The organism is Marinobacter nauticus ATCC 49840, from assembly GCF_000284615.1.
GTDB lineage: Bacteria > Pseudomonadota > Gammaproteobacteria > Pseudomonadales > Oleiphilaceae > Marinobacter > Marinobacter nauticus.
Genome location: NC_017067.1, coordinates 310,549 through 331,971, shown reverse-complemented (window position 1 = coordinate 331,971; position 21,423 = coordinate 310,549). Strand labels below are relative to the sequence as shown.

Below are 21,423 nucleotides of genomic sequence, written 5' to 3'. Positions count from 1 at the left end.
TATCAGGCCCGATTGTCACGCAGCGGCTTTACTGCTCCGCGACACTGTTCAGATACGCCTTGTCCGAAATATTGGTCCAGGGGCGCACCTGCTTAAGGTATTCACGCTGTGAGGTGATGATTTCGTTCGCCAGTTCGTCTTTCTCGGCAAATTCATCCAACAGGCGATTAGTGGTTTCTCGCAGGGCAGTAATAACTTCCGGTGGAAACACCTTGTGGGTCACATCCGGGTATTCCTGCTTCATCTTCTCCCAGGCCACACCGCTTTCGTGGGTGCTCTGGATATACATGTCATACGCTGCGGTACGCATGGAGACCCGCAGGATGGCCTGCAGATCAGCCGGCAGCTTGTCCCAGGTTTTCTTGTTGATCAGGAACTGCACTTCGGCATTGGGCTCCTGCCAGCCGGAGTAGTAATACTTGGCAATCTGATGAAAGCCCATCTGCAGATCCAGCGCCGGGCCAACCCATTCAACGGCATCGATGGTGTTGCGCTCAAGCGCGGTATACAGCTCGCCCGGCGGCAGGTTGGTGACCGCCACGCCCACTTCCGACATAACCTCGCCGGCAAAGCCGGGGGTGCGCATTTTCAGGCCTTTCAGGTCCTCCAGAGACTTGATCTCTTTCCGGAACCAGCCACCCATCTGATTGGCCGTGTTGCCACCCGGGAAGGACAGCAGCCCGAAGGGTTCATATACCTTCTGCATCAGCTCCATGCCGTCGTCGTGGTAGAACCAGGCATACATCTCCGGCGCAATCATGCCGAAGGGTATGGTGGTGAAATACATGGCGTTGGGAATGGTGCCCTTGTAGTAATAAGAGGCGGTGTGGCCCATGTCGTACTGGCCGTTACGGACCAGATCGAAAATACCGAAAGGGGCCTTGTGCTTGTTGGAGGAATCAATCCGGATCTTCAGGCGGCCGCCGGACATTTCCTCGGCCATGGCCGCCATGTTGCGGGGCGCATCCCCCAGCAGGCCAGAATTGGGACCCCAGGTTTCCGCGAGACGCAGGGTATAGGTTTCTTCAGAGACCGCGAAAGGACTGGCCAGCAGGCCAAGAGTGCTGACCGCCGCCAGCAGGGTTTTACGCAGGGACATAGTGTTGGCTTCCATTGTTATCGATTTTTGATTCAAACATGCCGGAATGAACCATCATAACGACGAAAGCCGACCGCGCCAATGTGGCGGGCCGGCTTTCTTATGAGGGTAATCAGACCTTGAACTGGCCAACCAGCTCGCGCAGATTCTCCCCCAGCCGGGCCAGTTCGTGGCTGGCCTCATTAGTCTGGGTCACGCCGGTGTCACTGCGCTGGGCCGCGTCGACAATCCGCACCACGTTCTGATTGATCTCTTCTGCCACCTGGCTCTGCTGTTCAGCGGCCGTCGCAATCTGAGTCACCTGATCGTGAATCTGGGTCACTGACGTCACGATGGTGTTCAGTGCACTGGTGGCATGATTGATCCGTTCAACCGTCGCCTCCGAGCTCTTGCGGGAGTTGTTCATACGCTCCACCGAAGCCTTGGACTCCGCCACAAAGCCATCAATCATTTCCCGGATCTGGTCAGCCGATTCGGCAGACCTCTTCGCCAACTGACGCACTTCGTCGGCAACCACCGAGAAGCCGCGACCATGCTCGCCGGCCCGGGCTGCCTCAATGGCAGCGTTCAGGGCCAGCAGGTTGGTCTGTTCGGTAACCGCGTGAATCACATCCAGCACCTGCTGGATATCGTTCGACTTATCGGCCAGGGCATTGATGCTGCGTGCGGTGTCTTCCATTTCCTGGGACAGCTGATTGACCGCGCCCTGGGCACTGTTGATGGTCTCACCACCCTCTTTGGCCGTGCGGTCCGCATCGGAAGCTGCGCCTTCCACCTCATTAGCATTGCCGGAAATCTGCTGAATCGTTGCCGCCATTTCGTTGATGGCTGAAGCAATCTGGTCGGTTTCCGAACCCTGCTCCTGAACCGACTGGCGGGTTTCATTCGCCACCCGGCTGAGTTCTTCAGCAGCCGAAGCCACCTGGTCGGTGGTTGAGCCGACCTCACGGATGGTGTCCTGAATCTTGATGACAAAATGGTTGAAGCGGCGGCCCAGAACGGCCAGCTCATCTTTACCATCTTCCGGCAGGCGCTGGCGCAGGTCGCCCTCACCGTCGGCAATCTCCCGCATCATGTCGCTGACCTTGTTCAGCGGCGCAGTCACGGTGCGGCCAATGACCAACCCGATTACCAACGAAATCACCACCACCACAATGGTCAGCAGTAAAATGAAGCCCATAGCAGACGTCATGGTTGCATCGATTTCTTGCCGGGCAGCGGCCACCGCTCTCTGAACATCGGTTACATACACGCCGGAACCTATCATCCAGTCCCAGCCCGGAATGATGGTGGAGTAGGAGACTTTCGGTTCCACCTGGCCGGTAGCAGGGTTCGCCCACTCATAAGGCATGAAGCCATCATCACCTGTCGCATCGAACAACCCGCGAACCAGCTTTTGGGTGTTCGGATTGGTAGTCGGCCCTTCCTTGGAGGGATCCGGTGCATAGGCGAGATTGAACAGGCTGCGATCATAGGCGAAGACATAGTTGTTCTGACCGAACTTGATTGACCGCAACCGCTCTCGCGCCTCTTCCTGCGCCTCCTGCTCCGTAAAACCTGGAGTGGACTTGGCCTCAAGCACCACGGATTTCGCGGTTTCAACCAGGTTTTTCAAACCTTCCTTGCGCGCTTCCAACAGTTCCTGCTCGAGGCGTTCCAACTCTGCCTCTCCATTGGCCCGGATCTGGTTCGCCGTAATCCATGCAATTGTTCCAGCCGTAATCAGTACAGGCACCAACACTCCAATCAGAAGCCGTGTTCTGATGGTCAGGTTGCTCATGAAGGTCATGGTCTTCGCTCCGGGGTCATTTCTTGTAATCCTTTGATTATGCACAAACGCAGCCCGCACTCCGTTGCAGTTTGTTAAATGCTGTATACCAAACGCAGGTCCGGAACAGGTTTTTGTGTAAACAAGCCCGTCATATCAGGGTCATACGTCTAAATACGTATCGGCCGTCATGTAAACGACTTGAGGCTGTGTCAGACTAAGGTCTGAATATTCAGCTCATGAGCAAGCATGCATGAAACGGCTTTTTCTTATCCGCCACGCCAAATCGAGCTGGAACGACGACAACCTCTGCGATCAGGAACGCCCGCTGAATGACAGAGGCCAAAGCCAGCTTGCGCCGCTCGCGCGGGCACTGAGATGCCTGGGCGCGCTGTCTGGCGCCATTTATGCAAGTCCCGCTGTGCGAGCCCAGCAAACGCTGGCAGGCGCACTCAGCGTCGACGCCCAGCCGGCCCAAGTCGTCACCGAAAACGAGCTTTACACCTTCGACTTCCGGCGTCTATTACGCTGGCTGCAGAATCTGGATAACAACCAGAACCGCATTACCCTTATTGGCCACAACCCGGCATTACTCGAACTGGCCGCCTTTCTGGCGCCTCAGGCTCCGTTCGAATTGCCAACCGCCAGTATCCTTGAGATCCGGCTGCCGGTAAGGCACTGGAAGAAAGTGGACAAAAACAAGGGTGCACTGGAAACCTTCCTGACGCCTCGTGATTTCAGTTACAACGAATTCCTGCGCAAGAACCGAAAAGCCAGTCCCGGCGCCACTGAACTGGACCAGAACACACTCCCGGAGGTTTTGCAGCAGCTGACCAATCAGTTGGAACTGCTGACCCCGGGGGTCATTCTGGGGCTGGATGACGAATTTCTGCACCAGTACCGCATTGCCCTTCGCCGCAGCCGGGCCATTGCCGAACCCCTGGCCGAGATTACCGGCGATCGCCAACTACAGGAGCATATCCGAGAACTGAAGCGACATGCCCGGGCCACCAGCGCCCTGCGGGATCTGCACGTATTTCTTCAGGATATCCCCGAGCTGTGCCACGACAACCCACAACTCTGCACCACGCTGACCGACTGGGCGCGGCTCAGGGCATCTAAAGCACAGCGCAAACTGGCCAAACGCCTTGGCCAGAAACGCTACCAGCAAAGCCTGTCGCGCTGGCAAGACTACATTGAGTCCAAATCTTTTCATAAGCTGGCTGCAAACCTGCGGAAAAAAGACATCCAGGCCGCGACAAACCGGCGCCTGAAGCAGTTCAACCGAAAAACCGCAGAACTGCTGCACACCGCTCCGGATGAAGCCCTGCACCAACTGCGCAAGAACCTCAAGCGTATCCGCTATCTTCTGGAACTGGATGCCCGGTACAGCAAGCCATTCCGGAAAGAGCTACGCCAGCGACAGGATCTGTACGGCCGTTTCCAGGATCTGCATGTCCAGATCGAGCTGACCCGGCGATTCCTCGCCGACCATCCGGAGTGCGACGGGGTGTCACTGCTTGGCAAACTTGAGCGGGAGAAAGCCGATACCCGCAGGCAGGTACTGGCTATGGGAGGGCTAAACCTCTGAGGCCCGGTCAGATCCGGATCATGCGGGCCTCAAGAAGAAGGTTCGGGCCGAGCTTGGCCACCCGGACCTGTTCCGGATTCAGGCCCAGGTCTTCCAGGGTCTCATGGATGTCGTCCAGCGCATCGTCTTTCGGTGCCGCCAGCAACAGCTCCCGAACTGACTCCAGAACCATCTTCACCGGCACCGTCATAAAGTAGACCGAAATCACCAGCATCATTACCGGGTCGGCATACACGGCCAGCTCCGCCCAATGACTGCGTTCCAGCAGCCAGGCCGCGCCAAAACCAATCATTACGGCAGCGCTTAGGGCACTGTCCATCAGCCACTGGCGCTGTTCCGCCTGCACCAGCCCCGAACCATTGCGCAGACTTGACCACCGTAGATACGCCCAGACCGCCAGACACCCCACCACGTTCACCGCACCAAAGATCATTGCCATGTCCGCCGCCACGGCACGGCCGCCCTGAAGCAGCGACACCACCGCCGATACCAGCGACAAGATACACACCACTGCAATCACCAGACCTTTCACAGCGATCACTAGCGGCTCCACGGCCCCCATCCCGAATGGGTAATCGTCATTGGCCGGCCGGCGAACCAGGCGGGCGGCATAGAGTGACAGGAGCGACAACCCGAGGCTGATCAGGGAATAGGCACCATCGAAGAGAATAACCAGGGAATCGACCCAAAGACCCCAGGTAATACCGGCGAGCGCAAACAGGCCCGCGCCCACCGCTGATAATGTCAGCGCCAGGTTTTCCCGCGCCAGAGAAGTAAACATTTTGACCTCCTGAGAATTGCTGCCATATTAGCGGCATCATTCAACAGGTGTGAGTCGCTGAGCGACGGAAAATCCGTCGCAAAGAGCAAACCATGAAAACGTCACAGATCAAGACCTTCCTCTCGGTTGTGCGCAACGGCAGCGTGGCCGCGGCGGCCCGGGAACTGAACCGCAGCCGCACCACCGTCAGTACCGTGCTGGCGTCCCTGGAGGATGAACTGGGGGTGGAGCTGTTTGAACGCAGCGGCAATCAACTGCACCTGACGGCCATCGGCCAGTCCATCCTGACCGACTGCCGGCGATTCGACCAGGTTGCCAGCCAGATCAGGGCTCGCTGCCAGCACCACCTGAGTGGTGCCGAATCGGTCCTGCGCATTGCCCGGGACGATGCCATTCCGGAAGATATCTGGCGCGACATTCTGCGCCGGCTGAAACAACGCTTCCCCCAGACCAGCCTGTCGGTTTACCTTGCCTCGCCTCGGGAACTGGCGCCGCTGGTTCGCAGCCAGTCCGTGGATGTGGCCTATGGCCTGATGCCGGAATTGCTGAACGAAGGTTATCAATGGTTTCGGGAACTGGCTGATGTGCGCATGCTCACCGTGGCAGCTCCGGACCACCCCCTGAGCCAACTGAAACGGGTCACTCAGGACGACCTGGTCAGCCACACGGAAATCACCCTGGCCTACATGCTCGATGCCCAACTGGTGGCCGAATCCCCGGAAACCGCCAACTACCTCGCCTTTACCCAATACGAACTGATGCGTGATGCGGTGATTGATGGCGCCGGCTGGGCGGATTTACCCTTACCCCTGATTGCTGAGGCATTGCGCAAGGAACAGCTGAAAACCATCCACCACCGCAGCGCCCGCTGGTGGAAAGTGTTCAGTGCGCTGGAGTCGGAGCAGGCGCAAGGGGGCGCCGTGGTGGGCTGGCTCGCCAACGAACTGGAAGCCTATCTGGAAACCCTGGCCTGATTGGGAGACTGAGGTCCTTCCGGACTATCCGGACGGACATCCGCTGGCGCATGGTCATCGCATTTCCGGCAATCCAGCTCAACTCCCAACATGGATTGCCGGCCTTCCACCGTGACAACCCAGGGCCGGTTTACCCAGGGCGGATCATGGCGCACGTGCTGGTTATGACCGCACGCCAGCTGCGCTACCCAGTGGTTTTCATCGTCTTTGTGATAGCCGCTGATGGGGTGTTTCATGCCGAAGCCTCTCTGTTCGATCGGCCCACCCAGGCCGACCACGAGTATATTGACAACGCCACCCAGATCATCACAAAGCTCACCAGTTTGGCCGTGCTGAGCGGCTCATGGAAGATATACAGCGCGATCAGGAACTGGATTGTGGGGTTGATGTACATAAGAAAGCCCACGGTTGACAGCTTCAAACGGCGCGCAGCCCCGGCAAAGGCCAGCAGCGGGATGGCGGTCACGGCGCCACTGGAGGCCAGTAGCAATGCACTGTAGGTGCTGTCCGAAAAGTGTGACAGCCCCTGCGACGACAGCCAGGCCAGGGTCAGCAGGCCCAACGGCAGCAATAACAGCGTTTCAACAAACAGACCGGAAAGACCATCAAGTTCCACTTTCTTGCGCATCAGGCCATAGGTGCCGAAGCTGAACGCCAGCACCAGAGTAATCCACGGCAGCTCGCCCAGCAGCAACAGCTGATACAGAATCGCAACCGCCGCCAAACCCACCGCCGCAGCCTGCAGCCGGGAAATACGCTCACCCAGGATCAGCAGCCCCATGGCCACATTTACCAACGGCGTCAGGAAATAGCCCAGACTGGCCTGTAACACATGGCGGGTTTCCACGGCATAAATATAGATACCCCAGTTCAAGGCAATAAACACGGCACAACCCAGCACATACCCCAGCCGGCGCGGCTGTCGCAGTGCCGCCACCACCGGCGGCCAGCGCTTGAGTATCGAGATGACCACGGCCAGAAACAGGCAGGACCAGATCACCCGATGAATCAGCACCTCCCAGGAAGGGATCCCCTTGAACAGGGCAAAATACAGGGGAAAGCTTCCCCACAGGGTGTAGGCACCTAACCCGTAGACCACGCCTTTGGTGGTGTCATTCAGCGGTTTCATAGCTTCCTCATTGTCAGGCCCGTCAATCTAGCACAAACCCGCTAGCCAAAGGCTCATGCCTTAGTCACAGACAACCTATAGGTGACTCGCCCGTGGTAAATGCCTTAACCTGAAAAGACACACCCACGCTCAAAGGGAACTGCCATGAAGACTGCTCACGACCTTGTTGCCGAAGCCAAAAAAGAGATTCAGGAGGTGCCGCTGGCCAACGCCGAGGCGGCCATTAAAAATGCCGATTTGCTGCTGGATGTGCGGGACGCCGATGAATACCGCTCCAGCCATATTCCGGGCGCCGTGAATATTTCCCGGGGCATGCTCGAATTCAAGTTCACCAACGACCCCGCGCTGGAGAACCGGCAGATGAAAATTGTGCTCTACTGCAAAACATCAGGCCGTGCAGCACTCAGCGCCAAAGCGCTGAAAGAGATGGGCTATATGAACGTGCAATCCATTGAAGGCGGCTTTGACGCCTGGCTGGAAGCGGGTAAAGAGGTCGCTCAGCCGGATCTGCCGAAGTTCGAATAGAACGTTTAGAGGCAACAGGCCTTGAACTTGCGGCCACTGCCACAGGGGCAGGGGTCGTTTCGACCGGGCTTCAGCACTCCCTCGCGGGTTTCGCCCTCACGGTAGAACCAGCGGCCATTCTCTTTGCTGAAGTCTGATCGCTCTTCCAGATAACCCCAACCACCACCGGCACGATAGACCGCCCGGAAGTGAACCCGGCCCGTGTCGACACCGGCACTGGAGGAGAGTATCTGCAGCGAAACCCATTCCGGTGAGCCGGAAAGATCCAGTTCCGCAGGCCGGGTCTCCGGATGCCAGGTCTCGAGCAGATAATCGGCATCCTTCACCACAAAGGCACTGAACCGGGAACGCATCAACGCCTCCGGTGTGGTGGCAGACGCGCCTGCATGGCAGGGCTGACAACACAGCAGGTAGACTTTCCCGCTACCGCAGGGGCAGTTTTCCCCGGACACCTTCATCCCTTTCCAAACCCTCATGAAGCCAGAATTTCGTTGGCCCGGCTGTCCGGCCAACGTAGGTAATGTCCGCAAACCTTACACGCTTTTGCAGACAGCGTCGTATGACAAAAGCCATACTGGAAATTAAACTGAATAAAAAGCAGACAGCGCACACCCCATGAAATCCGGCATTCCGTCACTGAATCTGCCCGTTTACCGGGATCAGACACCGCCAGCCACCGAGGAGACACCCCCGGACGGTCTTCAGGCCGTGCTCGATAATCTGGATGCCCTGGTGTACGTCTCCGATTTTACAACACACGATCTGCTGTACATGAACGCTTACGGCCGGCAGATCTGGGGTGACATTGGCAACCGAAAATGCTGGCAAGTGCTTCAGGACGGTGACGGCCCGTGCAGCTTCTGCACCAATCACCTGCTGGTCAATGATCAGGGCGAGCCCAACAAACCCCATGTCTGGGAGTTCCAGAATCAACTGGACCAACGATGGTACCAGTGCCGTGACCAGGCGATCCGCTGGACCGATGGCCGCCTGGTGAGGTTGGAGATTGCCACTGATATTACCGAACGTAAACAGATGGAGCTGGAGCTGCGGGCAGCCCACGAAAAAGCCAGGGCAGCAGCGCTGGAGGATGAACTTACCGGGCTGCATAACCGACGCGCGTTCTTCGAGTTCGGAGAGCAACTGCTGAACCAGTCTGCCAGGCATCAGACACCACTGACTCTGGTCATGATGGATCTGGATCACTTCAAGATCATCAACGATACCTACGGTCACCAGGCGGGCGATGAGGTGTTGAAGCAGGTCAGCGGGCTACTGAAAGCCCGGGTTCGGGATTGCGATATTGTGGCCAGAATGGGCGGAGAGGAATTCGCCATTCTGCTACCGGACACCGACATGACGATGGCACACGTGTTGGCGAGCCGCTTGCTGGCCTTGCTTTGTAATCTGGTGGTGTCTTACGAGCAAAGCAGAATCTCGCCGTCGGCAAGTATCGGAATCAGTAGCCTGGGAAACGGCGACCGCAGACTGGAAGATCTGATGTGTCGCGCAGACGAGGCCATGTACCAGTCCAAGGCCAAAGGAAGAAGCAGAGTGACACTGGCCACCTGAACCCAGGAAGGCCTCGCTAACGGCCCTCCTCGGTATACCGGATGAGATACTCTTCAATCAACTCTTCCAGCCTGCCCTGCTCCGTCAACTCCAGCAACCTGGCTGCAAAAGCCTCTCGCAAGGCTTTGCTATTGCAGCGGGAAAGTTTCGGAAACGCGAAGAACAGGCCTTCTCTGCTCACAGGGGGCTCCAGCGCCACAAAGTCATTCGACATGCCATACCGGGCCAGCTTCGCCCGCCCCTGCAACAACTCGTACAGTACATAATCGATACGACCGATATCGGCCATCAGGTAGGACTGGTGAATGGAGCGGACGCCGAGGATATCCAGGTGATCGGCGGCAAAGCTGTCGAACCGCTCACCGAAACTGTTGTCGATCAGGGTGCTGCCTTGTTTCCCCTCCAGGTCCGGCCAGTGCCGATACTCAAACATCCTTCGCCGCGGCACCCAGACATTGGTATCGAGGTGCATCATGGGCGGCAGAATATAATCCAGGTAGCCCAATCTTTCTGCCGTGATAAAGGCCCCGGCCACCAGATCGATCTCCCCCAACTCTGCCAACCGCTGTACCCGCGCCCAGGACCCAATGTTGCGGACATTGACCTTGATACCCAGGGGCTCCACCAACTCCCGCAGGAACTGAGGAACCGCGCCATTTAAAAGATCCGGCGACGCCACGCTCGGCCATAGGAGAGGCGGATACTCCGGATTACCACTCACTCTCAGCGTTGAACACTCAGACAAAGGGGCAGCTCGCAGACCAAAGGATGCGCATAGCAAAAAGAGCAACGCATACCACGACTTGTGCGCTTTCGAAGACACCCTGTTACAACGAATTTTCAGCACAGTGAAACCTTCCCGTGAGGAATAACCTCATGGCATTTAGTTAACATCCTCAACTATTTTAAGTATAGCAGGGCGACAGTCCCGGCAAACGATTTTCTTTTGATATTAATCAAGGATGGCGAGCTTATTTCGCAAATCGACGCGCAAGGTCGGAATCAGGGAGCCATCGCTCCCTGTTTTCTTACGAGCGGCGGGTTACCGCCATGGTCAACCTGGAAATGCAGGTCACCTTGCCTTGATCGTTTTCCAGGCGGATTTCCCATACTTGCGTTGCACTGCCGATGTGTATGGCCTTCGCCGTGCCATAGACCCATCCCCCGGTAACAGGCCGAATATGATTGGCATTAATATCCAGCCCCACAGCGACCGTATTTTTATCTTTCAGGCAACAGTTGGCAGCCATGCTGCCCAGCGTTTCCGCCAACACGACGGAGGAACCACCATGCAGGATCCCGAATGGCTGGACGGTGCGCTCATCCACCGGCATCCGGCCTTTCACATAATCGTCACCGATTTCGAGGTATTCAATGCCCATATGACTGACCGCGGTGTTTTTGCTGGCCTCTGTCATTTGCTCAAGATTAGGGGTAACCGTCCAGATCGACATCGTGCAACTCCTCAGATTGAACTTTCGTTTCTTATAGCTGTCAGGAATGAGTCTATACAGGTAGCATGCTTATAACCACGCCTTTATAGAGCATTTTTGCATTATCACCAATCACACCAAGAGAGGGACCTGGAATGAATAAACGTTTTGTTTCCGTTGCGGTGCTTGCGGCCGCGATCTCAACCCCGACCGTGGCCCAGATGAGCGTGGAAGACCAGATCGAAACCCGCCAGGCCGCCTACCAGTTTGCGTCCTGGAACATGGGCAAAATCAAGGCCCAGACCGTGGATGGCTCCGTAGCGTTTGACCAGAACCAGGTTGCCGCAGCCGCCAAAGCCATTGCAGCCGTAGCCAACTCCGGCATGAGCGTGCTTTACAGCCGTGACAGCGCCAATGACCGGGCCGAAAACACCCGCCTCAAGCCCAGCTTCTTTGAAGAGCCGATGAAGGTTCAGGAAATTGCGGTCAGCTTCGTCCGTGAAGCCAACGCACTGCAGGAACTGGCTTCAGCCGGCGACCAGGCCGCGATTGCACGCCAGTTCGCCAAAGTCGGTGAAACCTGCAAGGCTTGCCACGACAACTTCCGCGCCAAGTAGGCCAAGGGGCTTACCAACCCAGATTCTGGGGCGGTGGCGGCGGTGGCGGGACCAGCCCGCCACTCGCCGCCCAGACCACAGCAACGGCAACCGCCAGTGCAATGATCATTGCCAGCCAGCCACCGCCGCTGGCGTCTTTCAGCTCTGAGCTCTGAACCTGCTTTCGGCCAGTCACCATCGGCTTTACCAGATTATCCTTACGCACGTGGGTGTAAAACAGCACCGCCAGGACATGAAGGGCAACCACGGCGTACAGCCCCCATTCCATGAGACGGTGCCAGCTGCTCAGGGTATCGCTCCAGCCCGACGACACCAGCCGGTAGAGTGGGCCGTTAAAGGCAATTTCATCATTGGCAAATAAACCGGTAACAGCCTGAAAACCGAACAGTCCCAGTAACAACAGCACCGACCAGGCACCAAGGGGATTGTGGCCTGCGCCCTGCCACTGGCCCCTAAGATAACGGATCATCGCCCCTGGCCCCGATATAAACTGACTGAAGCGCGCGTAAGTGGAGCCCACCAGCCCCCAGACCACCCGGAACGCCAGCAAGCCAACAACCGCCAGTCCAAAACGCTCATGCCAGGCCATCCAGCCAGCGCCCAGTTTGACCGTCACCACTGCCCCAACCACAGCAATTACCAGCAACCAGTGGAACAGCCGGGTGGGGAGATCCCACAATCGAATCGTCTTCATACCAGTTCCTTTGCCAAAACCTGTCAAACGATCACAGACAAAGGTAAGCACCCTAAGTTCCTCAAATCAGGGGCGCATCGATATCAAATACAGAAATCGATCAATAGGCTGTTTGTTCCTGGTACTTCAGCACCAGATCTTCCCGAATCCCCTCGCGCTCGATCAACTTCAGGGCCGCCCTTATATCTTCTACATAACGGCGGGCAGGAGACTGGTTCGAAACCGCAATCCAGGAACGGTCACCCGGTACAAAGAACGGTGAAATGTTCGCTTCTATCCCCTGGGCTCTCAGCGTATACAATCCAACCAGCTCGGGGGCCACCACGACATCAACCCGCCCTCTTTGAAGCATCAACATCAAATTTTCGTAGTGGGACGCAGGCTCTTTATTCAGAGCCGGATCATTGTCAAACCGGGTAAAGTAACGGGCGCCCTCCAGAATACCGATGACTTTTCCCGGCAGATCGCTGTATCGCTCAATACGGTTACTCTCGCTCACGTAGAAAAACAGACGCCGCTCCGGCGGAAAAGCCGGAGCCACGAAGGTCATGAATTCTTCCCGTTCTTCGGTACGCAGCGGCCCCAGCATGACATCCACCTCACCCCTGCGCATCAGCAGCAGGATGCGCCGGAATGGCGCCTCCCGGTACTGCACACGCCAGCCTAGCCGGTCGGCAATTTCTTCGAATAGCTCAAGATAAAGACCGGATTTTTGCGACGGCTCGAGAATACGGTAGGGCGGCGAGTGGTCAACGCCAACGGTCACCGTCAGTGGCTCTACTGTTTCAGTGCCCTGTTGTGAAAGAACACCAGGCGCCCAAAGCAGCATCAGAATGCCGGCAAGCACGCCTTTCAAGGCAATCCACCTCATATAAATCCGTCCTGGTCCATGACGTTACATGTGCGATAACTACCCTCGCAGTATAGCCGTTAATGAGCATCCAATATGCCAGTGCTAACGTACTGACGGTTGAAAACCGAGCGATCATCACAATTTGATGTAGTGAGACGAACGAAATACACCCGGACTCCCGACAGGAGGGTCGACTGGTATGAAGATTCTTATGGTACTAACCTCCCACGACCAGATGGGCGACACCGGTCATAAAACCGGTTTCTGGCTGGAAGAATTCACTGCGCCGTTCTACGTATTCAAAGACGCAGGCGCCGACATCACCTTGGCATCCCCTAAAGGCGGCCAACCACCGGTTGACCCGAACAGCGAGGCTGAAGACGCACTGACCGAGTCCACCCGGCGGTTCAGCGAAGACACCCACGCCCGGGAAATGCTCGCCAGCACCAGAAAACTGGCCGACGTGGACATGAATCAGTACGACGCCATCTTCTACCCCGGTGGCCATGGCCCGCTGTGGGATCTGGCCGAGGACGACAAGTCGGTAGCCTTGATTAAAACGGCTTACGAGCAGGACAAGGTCATCGGAGCTGTATGCCACGCCCCAGCCGTGTTCAAGAATGTGTTCATAAAACCGGACCAGAACATCGTGGGCGGCCGCGAAGTCACCGGCTTCAGCAACACCGAAGAAGACGCTGTGCAGCTCACCAATATTGTGCCCTTCCTGCTGGAAGACATGCTCAAGCAGAACAACGCCCGTTACAGCCGGGGCGATGACTGGGCACCGCACATTGTGGTGGACGGCAAGCTGATTACCGGCCAGAACCCGGCGTCTTCCGAAGGCGCTGCCAAGGCTGTGCTGCAGGCCCTGCAGCAAGACTGACGTCCCGATTGGGCTGGCGCCTGCCAGCCCAATTCTATTTCCCGCCGTTGAGCACCCGGTAACAACCGTACCCGATCACCACCCCCCAGAACGCCGACGACAATCCGAACAGCGATAATCCGGACGCGGTCACCAGAAAGGTGATCAGCGACGCCTCCCGGTGACTGACCTCCTCCAGTGCGGCAAACAGGTTATTGGCAATAGCCCCCAGCAATGCCAGGCCCGCCAGCACCGCCACAAAGGCCGAAGGCAATGAAGTAAACAAGGCGACAATGGTGCCGGCAAACAGTGCTCCCACCAGATAAAACACGCCATTAAATACCCCGGCCACATAACGCTTGTCCGGGTTTTCATGAGCATCCTCGCCCGTGCAGATCGCGGCGGTAATGGCCGCCACCACCGTGGTAATGCCGCCGAACAGCGCCATGGGCAGGGACACAAGGCTGGCCACCGCAATCACCGGCTTGGCTTTCACCCGATAGCCGGCGCCCCGGAGAATGGCCATGCCGGGAAGGAACTGGCCCGTCAGGCTCACCAGCACCAGGGGAATGGCCAGGCTGAGGGTCGCGCCAAAGCTCCATTCCGGTGTGATGAGTCTGGGCACCGCCAGGTTCAGGCGTACACCGGCCAGGGAGGCATCCTCCAGCACTACCGCCAGGATGATCCCGGCCATCAGCAAAAGCACCAAAGTGTATTTCGGTGTAAAGCGACGAAACACCACATAGGCAACCAGCATGCCGATGGCCAGGGCCGGCGTGGTTTCAATGGCAGCAAAGGCGCCCAGACCAAACTGAAACAGGATGCCCGCCATCATACCCGCCGCCACCCCTTTGGGAATGACGCGCACAAACGCATCGAAGGTGCCGGAAACACCAATGACAAAGATAATCAGCGCGGCGGTGATGTACGCCCCCACGGCTTCGTTAAGCGAAAGCTCCGGAAACAGCACCACCAGCAGCGCCGTACCCGGCGCCGACCAGGCCGTGACTATAGGTGCTTTGAGCCATATCGACAGGAAAATTCCCGAAACCGCCGCTCCCATGGAGATGGCCCAGACCCAGGATGTCATCATCTCCGGCGACACATTCGCTGCCGCTCCGGCCTGGAAGAAAATCGCCAAAGGCCCGGCATAGGACACCAGCACCGCCAGAAATCCTGCGGCAACCGCAGACACAGACAAGTCCCGAAACAACTGGGGCATGTTCAGCTCCTTGTTATTGAGTTCTGTTTGAGCTGTGTAACAGCAAAAAAGCCCCGGTCACGATCGTGCCGGGGCAAAGAGGGGTCCGAATGACTGACTGTCCCTCAAGGTCACCTCAACGCTGATTCATCAGTTACTGGTTGCCAGGCTCACCTCTGCGTTCTCACGCTCCCGCGCCGGGCCAAATTGCCGGCCCACCAGGGCAATAGCGACGGTGGCAATGGCGCCGGGAATCGCCAGGGCCAGGAAATTCATATGGTGCGGCAAGGCCAGAGCCAGCAGCGTACCGCCAATCATGGGCCCGACAATGGCGCCATTACGGCCAATGCCCGATGCCCAGCCCAGACCGGTGGAGCGGATACTGGTGGGGTAGTACTGGGCCACATAGGCGTAGAGCAGGATCTGCGAGCCAATGGTGGTGGCACCGGCCACGCCCATCAGGGTATACAGAAACCACATCGGACTTTCATAGCCGAGCATGACCAGCGACACCGAGGCCAGAATAAAGAAGCTGACCAGCACCGTGCGCAGGGACAATCGATCTGCCAGCCAGCCGCCGCCCACAGCGCCGAAGATCGCACCGATGTTCAACACCATCAGGAACATCAGGCTGGAGCTCAGCTCATAGCCGGCCAGAGACATCAGCTTTGGCAACCAGGAGCCCAGAGCATAGACCATCAGCAGGCAGCAGAAGAAGGCAATCCAGAACATTACGGTGCTGAAGGCACGACCGCCCCGGAACAATTCCAGAACCGGCGCCTTGCTCTCGGTCGTAGCCGGCACGGTCAGGGTATCCATTTCGCTGATGTCGTGTACCGGTGCCACTTTCTGCAGGATGCTGCGAGCCTCCCCTTCACGCTTCTGTGCCATCAGAAAAGCCACGGATTCCGGCAGGAACTTCATCATCAGCGGCAACAGCAGCAGGGGCACCGCAGCGAGATAGAACATGATTTCCCAGCCAAAATTCGGCACGATCCAGATGCCCAGACCCGCTGACATCATGCCACCGACGGCATAACCGGAAAACATCAGTGCCACCAGGGTACTACGGCTCTTTTTAGGCGAGTACTCGCTCATCAGCGAGACCACATTGGGCATCACCCCGCCAATACCCAAACCGGCGATAAAGCGTAGAATACCGAACTGCCAGGGCGTGGTGGCGAAGCCGTTAATGACGGTGGTGAGACTGAACAGCACCACACACATCAGGATGGTTTTCTTGCGCCCGAGCCGATCAGAGAGCATGCCAAAGCCCATGGCTCCGAACATCATGCCAAACAGGGCACTGCTGCCCAGCAGCCCGGCCACATAGGGGTTCAGGTTCCACTGCTCCATCAGTAGTGGCAGTACCACGCCGTAGATCACCAGGTCATAGCCATCAAAAATGATGATCAGGGTGCACCAGAACAACACCTTCCAGTGGAATCTGGTAAAGGTGGCGTTATCGATAACGTCGTTGACGTCTATATTTCTCATGGGTCTGTCACTCCATATCTTGTTTTTGTCGGAGGTTGGGTTGAATGCCCGTCAGCCGCAGTCGCCCCCGGCCACGGGCAGGATGGTTCCGGTGATATAGTTGGCAGCATCGGATGCCAGGAACAGGATCGGCTGCGCCTGCTCATCCAGGGTGCCGTAGCGGTGCATGAAGCTGCTGGCATTGGTCTGGTCAATCAGGGTCTGATACCAGACTTTTTCCTGTTCGCCCTGCGCCTCGGTGTTCCGTGGCGTCAGCCGGGGAGGTGCTTCGGTGCCACCCGGCGCGGTGGCGTTCACCCGGATGCCGTGCTCGGCATACTCAAACGCCAGGTTCACGGTCATGGCGTTCACCCCACCCTTGGCGGCGCCGTAGGGCACCCGCATCAGACCACGGGTGGCCACCGATGACACGTTCACGATGGCACCCCCTTTCTGCTCCACCATGTAGGGCAGAACGGCGCGGCAGCACCAAAGGGTCGGGAACAACGAACGCTGGATTTCCTTCTGAATCTGCTCCGGCTGGTAATGCTCGAAGGGCTGAGCCCAAATGGTGCCACCGACGTTGTTGATCAGGATGTCGATGCGGCCATACTGCTCGTGGGCTTGGGCCATCACCCTTTCTGCGCCTTCCCAGGTTTCCAGGTTGGCCTGCACGGCCAGGGCTTCAACGCCCTGGTCGCGCAGCTCGCCAGCAACGCCCTGCACGTAGTCCGCGATGTCCACCAGTACAAGACGGGCACCTTCGTCGGCGGCCAGTTCGGCCACCCGCCGGCCAATGCCCTGGGCGGCCCCCGTCACTACCATCACCTTGTCGGTGAAGCGCGGGGTCATGCCACTTTCTCCTCAACGGCCGATACGCTGGGGGTGAACTTCTCGTAGTGGAACGAGTTGGGCTCAATTCCCTGTTCCCGGAAATAACCCAGCACCGCATCGACCATCGGAGGTGGCCCACACAGGTAAACGTCCACATCACCATCGTTGATGGGGGCGTCTTCCATGTGGTTGGTCACATAACCCTTGCGTGGGTGCATGCTTTCGTCGCTGGCCACCACGGTCTTGAAGGTGAAGTTGTCTATGGCTTCGGCAAATGCTTCCAAAGCTGCCAGTCCCACCAGGTCATCGTCGTTGGTGACGCCGTAGATCATGTGAGTGGGCTGCTCGCAGCCCTTTTCCTTCAGGCTTTCGAGCATGGCCAGGAACGGCGCCAGGCCGGTACCACCGGCCAGCATCAGCACCGGGCGCTGCACCGGGCGCAGGTAAAACACGCCCATGGGGCCGGTCAGGGTGACCTTGTCACCAGTCTTGGCCTTGCCTACCAGCCAGGAGCTCATCAGGCCCCCAGGCACGTTGCGGATCAGGAAGCTCAGTTCGCGGCTGCTGGGGCGGGAGCTGAACGAGTAGGCGCGGGTTTCCTCGGTACCCGGCACCTGAATGTTCACATACTGGCCCGGCAGGAAGCCGATATCCGCATCTGCGGTGATCTTCAGCTCGATGGCGGTCGGGGAAATCAGGTTGACCTCGCCCACAGTACCGGTCACGGACTCGTTACCGGCCTTGCTGCACAGCGATGCAGCGGCCGGAATTTCCACCACGCAGTCGCTGGAGGGCACCATCTGACAGGTCAGCACCATGCCCTGCTCGGCTTCCTCGTCAGACAGCGCCTCGTCGATGTACTCGTCACCCATATCGAACTCGCCCTGGTGGCAGGAACCCTTGCAGGTTCCGCAGACACCGTCGGAACAGTCCATGGGCAGGTTGATCTGGGCCCGGTAGGCGGCGTCGAGTACGGTTTCACCTTCGTTGCAGGTGATCACACGGGTAACGCCGTCTTCAAAATTAAGCGCGATGTTGTAACTCATGATGATGCTCTCCCCATCAATTACAGGTGATAGATATCAATCACCTGATTGATGTAGTCGTTTTTCAGAACCACTTTCTTCCCGATGATCAGCGGCTGTTCGCCACTGCAGTCGAGGGTGTAGAAAGACACGCCGAAGAAGCTCTGGGTTTTGTGGTAGCGGTGGCTGTTGGTCTGCCAGTTGAACCGGATTTTCACGGTGTCGCCGTCCCGCTCCAGGATTTCGAGGTTGCTGGTCAGGTGCACGGTGCGCGGTTCCGGAATGGAACTGGCGCCGGAACGCTCGGTTTTCAGTCGGTAGACGCGATCTTCCAGGCCGTTACGGTTCGGGTAGTAGATCAGCGAGATCTCAGCCTGCGGGTCCTCGGTCAACTCGTCGTTGTCGTCCCAGGCCGGCATCCAGTAGGTGGCATCTTCGTGGTAGCACTTCAGCCACTCATCCCACTGGCGGTCATCCAGCAAACGGGCTTCCCGGTAGATAAAGGCCTGGATCTGCTCGTATGACATGCTCATGCGGAAGCCTCCTCTGACAGCGAAATAAAGCGTGCGCGCTCGGTTTCAATGGCCTTGGTCATCTCCTCCACCCAGTGCTGGTGATGGGTGACGTAAAGACCTTCGTCTTCCGGTTTGGCGCCACTGAGAATCGGCTTCATATCGATGCGCTTGGCCCAGTCGTCGGCACCTTCTATCCAGTGCTGTGCACCACGGCTCATGTCATTCCACTTCACCCCCTTGGCGTAGTAACCCTCCTGACAGCCCCGGAATTCTTCCAGGTCGTCCGGGGTGCCCATGCCGGAGACGTTGAAGAAGTCTTCGTACTGGCGAATGCGCTTGGCACGGTTCTCGGCAGATTCACCCTTGGGCGCCCAGCAGTAGATGGTGATCTCGGTCTTGTTGACGTCGATCGGGCGCAGTACCCGGATCTGGGTGGAGAACTGGTCCATCACGTACACGTTCGGGTACAGGCACAGGTTTTTGGTGGTACGCACGATAAAGTCAGCCTTCGCCTCACCCACTTCCTGTTCGAGGCGCTCCAGCTGGTTGTAGACCGGGCGCACTTCCGGATTGGTCAGGCGGGTCCACAGCATCATGTGGCCGTTGTCGAAGGAGTAGAAGCCGCCTTCGTTAGACCAGCTCTTGGCGTCCACCGCCTCGGTGCCACCCTTCTCATAGTTGCGCTGGCCCATGGTAGACAGGTAATTCCAGTGCACAGTGCTGACGTGGTAACCGTCGGCGCCGTTTTCGGCAGTCAGCTTCCAGTTACCCTCGTAGGTGTAGGTAGACGCGCCGCGCAGAATCTCCAGGCCTTCCGGCGCCTGGTCGACGATGGCATCCAGCACCTTGGTGGTTTCGCCCAGATACTCTTCCAGCGGCAGCACGTCGGCATTCAGGCTGCCAAACAGGAAGCCGCGATAGTTTTCAAACTTCGGCAGCTGTTTCAGGTCGTGGGAGCCGTCCACGTTGAAGCTGTCCGGGTAACCACCTTTCTTCTGATCCTTGGCCTTCAGCAGCTTGCCGTCGTTCTTGAAGGTCCAGCCGTGGAACGGGCAGGTGAAGGAGGTCTTGTTGCCGCGCTTTTTGCGGCACAGGGTGGCACCGCGGTGGGTACAGGTGTTCAGAATCGCCTTGAGCTCGCCATCCTTGGTCCGGGTGATGATCACCGGCTGACGACCCACCGTGGTGGTGTAGTAGTCGCCCGGATTCTCAATCTGGCTTTCATGAGCCAGGAAAATCCAGTTGCCTTCGAAGATGTGTTTCATCTCCAGCTCAAACAGCTCCTCGTCGGTGAAGATGCTGCGATCACAGCGGTAGTGGCCGGTGGTCGGGTCGGCTTCTACCGCCCCACGGATCTGCTTTTCAAGTCTGTCGAGTTGGCGAGTCATGTTCGTCACTCCCTCTTGTTGTTGTGACTACCGTTTTTTCGGGCGCGAGGGGCCCCGGTGCCGGCCCGCATGTACGGGCCGGTCGGATCACAAAACGTGTCAATTAAAGGTTGATGGCTTAAGCGGCTTCGCCTTCCAGCGCACGCTTGCGCTCGTGGCGGCTCTGCAGCTCTGGCTTGTCGGTGGAGACCAGCTGGATGTTGAATTCCACTTTGGTGAACGGTTTGTTCAGGCCATACCCCTCGGCCTGCGCCGGGTCGTCAATGCGGTTGGCTTCGACTACCAGCTCTTCGCGGGTTGCGAAGGCAAAGTCGTCGTAGGTGTACTCGTCACCCGCCAGGTTGATCTGGGTGGTCAGGTGCTTGAAGCCGGACTTGGAGATAAAGAAGTGGATATGGGCCGGGCGGTTGCCATGGCGACCAAGCAGGTTCAGCAGCGCCTGGGTGGAACCTTCGGGCGGGCAGCCGTAGCCAGCCGGGATGATGGACTGCGCGGTGTAACGGCCGTTTTCATCGGTGCGAATACGGCGGCGCAGGTTGTACTCGCTCTGGGACTGATCAAAGTAGGAGTAGTTGCCCATGGTATTCGCGTGCCAGACATCCACCACCGCGTTGACCAGCGGATTACCATTCTCGTCCGTCACCTGGCCGGTCAGGATCATGGTCTCGGCGTTTTCATCCGAGCCGTCGTCCATGCGGGCAAAACCTTCGCTCATGGGCGCACCGGCCACGTACAGCGGGCCTTCGATGGTGCGCGGCGTGCCGCCCGCCAGGCCAGCCTGCTCGTCTTCGGCGTCCATGCGGATGTCCAGGTATTTGTCCATGCCCAGGCCCGGGGCCAGCAGGGCCGCCTCGCCGTTCTTACCCAGGTCGCCAACGTAATACACGGCCTGCCAGAACTCTTCCGGAGTCACATCGAAGTCTTCAATCAGCTGGAAAACATCGTGCATGAAACGGTGAACAATCTTTTTCACCCGCTCGTTTCCACCGTCCTGGTTGAAGCCGGCGACTTTCTCCAGCAGGTCCTTCACATCGGCTGTTTGCATGGTTTTCACGGTCATGGTGGTTCTCCTCAGTATTATTCTTG

At 57.9% G+C, this 21,423-nt stretch carries 23 protein-coding genes; 6 read left to right on the top strand and 17 right to left on the bottom strand.

The window, feature by feature from the left end; all coding sequences use genetic code 11:
• Positions 1-28 precede the first annotated feature (28 nt).
• Together MARHY_RS01450 and MARHY_RS01445 are read right to left on the bottom strand one after the other, a co-directional pair.
• The gene (locus MARHY_RS01450; protein WP_197535988.1) at positions 29-1,099 is read right to left on the bottom strand and encodes a TRAP transporter substrate-binding protein; all 1,071 of its coding nucleotides are present in this window, start codon (positions 1,097-1,099) and stop codon (positions 29-31) included.
• Between the two features lie 112 nt (positions 1,100-1,211).
• The gene (locus tag MARHY_RS01445; RefSeq protein ID WP_041654471.1) at positions 1,212-2,888 is read right to left on the bottom strand and encodes a methyl-accepting chemotaxis protein; all 1,677 of its coding nucleotides are present in this window, start codon (positions 2,886-2,888) and stop codon (positions 1,212-1,214) included.
• Positions 2,889-3,120: 232 nt separating this feature from the next.
• Between MARHY_RS01445 and MARHY_RS01440 the strand changes: the two genes are divergently transcribed.
• Positions 3,121-4,458: a CHAD domain-containing protein gene (locus MARHY_RS01440; protein WP_014420266.1), complete on the top strand. Its 1,338-nt coding sequence runs from the start codon at positions 3,121-3,123 to the stop codon at positions 4,456-4,458.
• Between the two features lie 7 nt (positions 4,459-4,465).
• Here MARHY_RS01440 and MARHY_RS01435 read toward each other — a convergent pair whose 3' ends face one another.
• Positions 4,466-5,239, bottom strand: coding sequence for a cation diffusion facilitator family transporter (locus MARHY_RS01435; protein ID WP_014420265.1), 774 nt, complete (start codon positions 5,237-5,239; stop codon positions 4,466-4,468).
• 92 nt (positions 5,240-5,331) lie between these two features.
• Here MARHY_RS01435 and MARHY_RS01430 point away from each other — a divergent pair, with 92 nt between their 5' ends.
• Positions 5,332-6,213 carry a LysR family transcriptional regulator gene (locus tag MARHY_RS01430; RefSeq protein ID WP_014420264.1) on the top strand — a complete coding sequence of 294 codons (882 nt, stop codon included), beginning with the start codon at positions 5,332-5,334 and terminating at the stop codon, positions 6,211-6,213.
• Here MARHY_RS01430 and MARHY_RS01425 read toward each other — a convergent pair.
• Positions 6,192-6,449: a DUF3565 domain-containing protein gene (locus MARHY_RS01425; RefSeq protein WP_041654470.1), complete on the bottom strand. Its 258-nt coding sequence runs from the start codon at positions 6,447-6,449 to the stop codon at positions 6,192-6,194. The two genes, MARHY_RS01430 and MARHY_RS01425, sit on opposite strands and share 22 nt — an antisense overlap.
• Positions 6,446-7,342 (bottom strand): EamA family transporter RarD, encoded by an 897-nt coding sequence (rarD, locus tag MARHY_RS01420; RefSeq protein WP_014420262.1) that lies wholly within the window; start codon positions 7,340-7,342, stop codon positions 6,446-6,448. The genes MARHY_RS01425 and rarD overlap by 4 nt, the downstream gene beginning before the upstream one ends.
• 144 nt (positions 7,343-7,486) lie before the next feature.
• Between rarD and MARHY_RS01415 the strand changes: the two genes are divergently transcribed.
• Positions 7,487-7,867 (top strand): rhodanese-like domain-containing protein, encoded by a 381-nt coding sequence (locus tag MARHY_RS01415; protein WP_014420261.1) that lies wholly within the window; start codon positions 7,487-7,489, stop codon positions 7,865-7,867.
• Positions 7,868-7,872: 5 nt separating this feature from the next.
• Here the strand turns inward: MARHY_RS01415 and MARHY_RS01410 are convergent, their stop codons facing one another.
• Entirely contained in the window at positions 7,873-8,343 is a 471-nt protein-coding gene (locus tag MARHY_RS01410; RefSeq protein WP_226374376.1) for a YchJ family protein, read from the bottom strand.
• Between the two features lie 139 nt (positions 8,344-8,482).
• On the opposite strand from MARHY_RS01410, the gene MARHY_RS01405 reads away from it, so the two are divergent.
• Positions 8,483-9,439 (top strand): GGDEF domain-containing protein, encoded by a 957-nt coding sequence (locus MARHY_RS01405; protein ID WP_014420259.1) that lies wholly within the window; start codon positions 8,483-8,485, stop codon positions 9,437-9,439.
• Between the two features lie 16 nt (positions 9,440-9,455).
• Here MARHY_RS01405 and MARHY_RS01400 read toward each other — a convergent pair whose 3' ends face one another.
• Together MARHY_RS01400 and MARHY_RS01395 are read right to left on the bottom strand one after the other, a co-directional pair.
• Positions 9,456-10,184, bottom strand: a complete 729-nt coding sequence (locus tag MARHY_RS01400) for a substrate-binding periplasmic protein (RefSeq protein WP_226374374.1) — start codon at positions 10,182-10,184, stop codon at positions 9,456-9,458.
• 283 nt (positions 10,185-10,467) lie between these two features.
• Entirely contained in the window at positions 10,468-10,893 is a 426-nt protein-coding gene (locus MARHY_RS01395) for a hotdog fold thioesterase (protein ID WP_014420257.1), read from the bottom strand.
• A gap of 134 nt (positions 10,894-11,027) precedes the next feature.
• On the opposite strand from MARHY_RS01395, the gene MARHY_RS01390 reads away from it, so the two are divergent.
• On the top strand, positions 11,028-11,489 hold the full coding sequence (locus tag MARHY_RS01390) for a c-type cytochrome (RefSeq protein WP_014420256.1): 462 nt from the start codon (positions 11,028-11,030) through the stop codon (positions 11,487-11,489).
• Positions 11,490-11,499: 10 nt separating this feature from the next.
• Here the strand turns inward: MARHY_RS01390 and MARHY_RS01385 are convergent, their stop codons facing one another.
• Both MARHY_RS01385 and MARHY_RS01380 read right to left on the bottom strand, forming a co-directional pair.
• Positions 11,500-12,183 carry a cytochrome b/b6 domain-containing protein gene (locus MARHY_RS01385; protein WP_041654467.1) on the bottom strand — a complete coding sequence of 228 codons (684 nt, stop codon included), beginning with the start codon at positions 12,181-12,183 and terminating at the stop codon, positions 11,500-11,502.
• 100 nt (positions 12,184-12,283) lie between these two features.
• A complete protein-coding gene (locus MARHY_RS01380) occupies positions 12,284-13,054 on the bottom strand; it encodes a substrate-binding periplasmic protein (protein WP_041654466.1) in 771 nt (256 codons plus the stop codon).
• A 181-nt stretch (positions 13,055-13,235) separates the two neighbouring features.
• Between MARHY_RS01380 and MARHY_RS01375 the strand changes: the two genes are divergently transcribed.
• Positions 13,236-13,919, top strand: coding sequence for a type 1 glutamine amidotransferase domain-containing protein (locus MARHY_RS01375; protein ID WP_014420253.1), 684 nt, complete (start codon positions 13,236-13,238; stop codon positions 13,917-13,919).
• A gap of 34 nt (positions 13,920-13,953) precedes the next feature.
• On the opposite strand, the gene MARHY_RS01370 is transcribed toward MARHY_RS01375, so the two are convergent.
• The 7 genes from MARHY_RS01370 to catA form a co-directional block, all read right to left on the bottom strand.
• The gene (locus MARHY_RS01370) at positions 13,954-15,120 is read right to left on the bottom strand and encodes a benzoate/H(+) symporter BenE family transporter (RefSeq protein WP_014420252.1); all 1,167 of its coding nucleotides are present in this window, start codon (positions 15,118-15,120) and stop codon (positions 13,954-13,956) included.
• 129 nt (positions 15,121-15,249) lie between these two features.
• Positions 15,250-16,596 carry an MFS transporter gene (locus tag MARHY_RS01365; protein ID WP_014420251.1) on the bottom strand — a complete coding sequence of 449 codons (1,347 nt, stop codon included), beginning with the start codon at positions 16,594-16,596 and terminating at the stop codon, positions 15,250-15,252.
• A 51-nt stretch (positions 16,597-16,647) separates the two neighbouring features.
• Positions 16,648-17,427, bottom strand: a complete 780-nt coding sequence (benD, locus tag MARHY_RS01360; protein ID WP_014420250.1) for a benzoate diol dehydrogenase BenD — start codon at positions 17,425-17,427, stop codon at positions 16,648-16,650.
• Positions 17,424-18,455: a benzoate 1,2-dioxygenase electron transfer component BenC gene (benC, locus tag MARHY_RS01355; RefSeq protein WP_014420249.1), complete on the bottom strand. Its 1,032-nt coding sequence runs from the start codon at positions 18,453-18,455 to the stop codon at positions 17,424-17,426. The genes benD and benC overlap by 4 nt, the downstream gene beginning before the upstream one ends.
• A gap of 20 nt (positions 18,456-18,475) precedes the next feature.
• Positions 18,476-18,967: a benzoate 1,2-dioxygenase small subunit gene (benB, locus tag MARHY_RS01350; RefSeq protein WP_014420248.1), complete on the bottom strand. Its 492-nt coding sequence runs from the start codon at positions 18,965-18,967 to the stop codon at positions 18,476-18,478.
• On the bottom strand, positions 18,964-20,337 hold the full coding sequence (locus MARHY_RS01345) for a Rieske 2Fe-2S domain-containing protein (protein WP_014420247.1): 1,374 nt from the start codon (positions 20,335-20,337) through the stop codon (positions 18,964-18,966). Before MARHY_RS01345 ends, benB begins: the two co-directional genes overlap by 4 nt.
• Before the next feature lie 118 nt (positions 20,338-20,455).
• Positions 20,456-21,397 (bottom strand): catechol 1,2-dioxygenase, encoded by a 942-nt coding sequence (gene catA, locus MARHY_RS01340; RefSeq protein ID WP_014420246.1) that lies wholly within the window; start codon positions 21,395-21,397, stop codon positions 20,456-20,458.
• Positions 21,398-21,423 lie beyond the last annotated feature (26 nt).